This window comes from Variovorax sp. P4_D9 (genome assembly GCF_056401695.1).
Genome location: NZ_JBFUIU010001409.1, coordinates 1 through 1,438, shown reverse-complemented (window position 1 = coordinate 1,438; position 1,438 = coordinate 1). Strand labels below are relative to the sequence as shown.

Genomic DNA, 1,438 nt, shown 5'->3' with positions numbered 1-1,438 from the left:
AGCCTGGCCACGGTCGCCTTTGTGCTGCGGGGTCGCAGATTGAGTTTGTCGCGAACTCCGCGAACACCGCTGATGCCGCGCATCGTGTCTTCGGCGATCGAACGATGAAAGTCCCATTCGACTTCGCCGCGAAGCGTGACGAGGCCGTCTTCGACGTCAAGTTGCACGTCCTCCGCAGGCACGACACCGTTCCATTTCAGGCTTCGCACCGCAGCCAGTGCAATCTGGCGATCCGAATGGCGACGCGCCGTTTCGGCCCGAACGTCCAGGTCGAACACCAGTGCACGCACGCCCTTGACCGCATGGCCGGTGCGCTCGACCGCCAGCCTTTCGACCCAGCCCTCCACGCGGCCGGTGAGCGTTGCTACGCCATCGGAAACGTCCACGTCGAGATTGACATGGCGCGTGCAGCCGTCGCGCCCGAGCGCAGCGAGGATCTGCCGACGTAGCGCCTCGTCGGAAAGCGTAACCTTTGCTTCCATGACCGCGTTCCTCATAAGGAAGACACTAAACAGCGCCTCCGAAGCAGCCTACTTCGAACGCGGCGCGCGAATTTTGATCTGACGCAAGCCTTCCTACCGCAGTCGGCGCGGATGGCGGACACCGCGTTGGTGACCTGCGCGCGCTGCTTGGCAGGGATGTCGTCGTCGAGCAGCACCTCGCGCTGCAGCTTTTGCGTCGTGAGCATCTGCAGCACGAGCTCCTGTTCAAGTTCGTTCTTGACCGGCAGCCTTTCGTCGATCGCCGCCCGCAGCTCGAGCAGCTGGTCCACGTCCATGCCCGACACGTCAACCTGGAGGCTGTGTATCGGCTTTTTCTTGGGCGGGGCGGTCGATCCGCCCCCGGATGCAGGGGGAAGGACGGGAAGAGAAGCCATGGGTGGCCGCGTGGTCGCGGCTTCTTGTTATTGGCCTCGAAACTAGGCTGTGGGGGCGAGCCGGGTCTATCCCCGCCTATATTCGCAAGAGGACCAAGGAGAAGAAATGAAGAGAATCGTGCTGCTCGCGGCATTCGCACTCGTCGCGGCCGGCGCGCTGGCGCAGAGAGTCGGGGCGATCCATGGGGCAGGATCAACCGATTGCGGCGACTACCTGGAGGACCGGGCCAAGGGAAACGGCGGGCTCGATGCCACCTACTTCAGCTGGGCGCTGGGGTACATGAGCGCCTACAACATATACAGCCAGTACCCTCAAATCTCGCCGCTCCCGGGCTCATCGACGATCCTGGCATACCTCGACAAGCACTGTCGCGACCAGCCCCTCACGCTCGTCGCAACGGGTGTGATCTACATGATTGGCGATCTCGGGGGCAGGGAGCCGAAAAAATAGCACCCCAAGGGTGCTTCTTTGGGGCTCCGGAGCCCCTTTTCGGGCTGTTTGGGCCCTCTTCTGCGGGGCTGGCGCGCCCTTTCCGAGGTCATTTCGGGCAGGAAATGCCG

At 63.1% G+C, this 1,438-nt stretch carries 3 protein-coding genes; 1 reads left to right on the top strand and 2 read right to left on the bottom strand.

Going from position 1 to position 1,438, the window contains the following annotated elements; all coding sequences use genetic code 11:
• Positions 1-482 (bottom strand): BON domain-containing protein (locus tag AC1DY5_RS55490; protein WP_478122678.1); only part of this gene is annotated, 482 nt, incomplete at its 3' end.
• Positions 483-493: 11 nt separating this feature from the next.
• On the bottom strand, positions 494-877 hold the full coding sequence (locus AC1DY5_RS55485) for a hypothetical protein (protein WP_478122677.1): 384 nt from the start codon (positions 875-877) through the stop codon (positions 494-496).
• A 106-nt stretch (positions 878-983) separates the two neighbouring features.
• On the opposite strand from AC1DY5_RS55485, the gene AC1DY5_RS55480 reads away from it, so the two are divergent.
• Positions 984-1,328 (top strand): hypothetical protein, encoded by a 345-nt coding sequence (locus AC1DY5_RS55480; protein ID WP_478122676.1) that lies wholly within the window; start codon positions 984-986, stop codon positions 1,326-1,328.
• Positions 1,329-1,438 lie beyond the last annotated feature (110 nt).

Bases quoted from the DNA above. Each gene is read 5' to 3' on its own strand.
- AC1DY5_RS55485 (WP_478122677.1), bottom strand. From the start codon at position 877: ATGGCTTCTCTTCCCGTCCTTCCCCCTGCATCCGGGGGCGGATCGACC.
- AC1DY5_RS55480 (WP_478122676.1), top strand. From the start codon at position 984: ATGAAGAGAATCGTGCTGCTCGCGGCATTCGCACTCGTCGCGGCCGGC.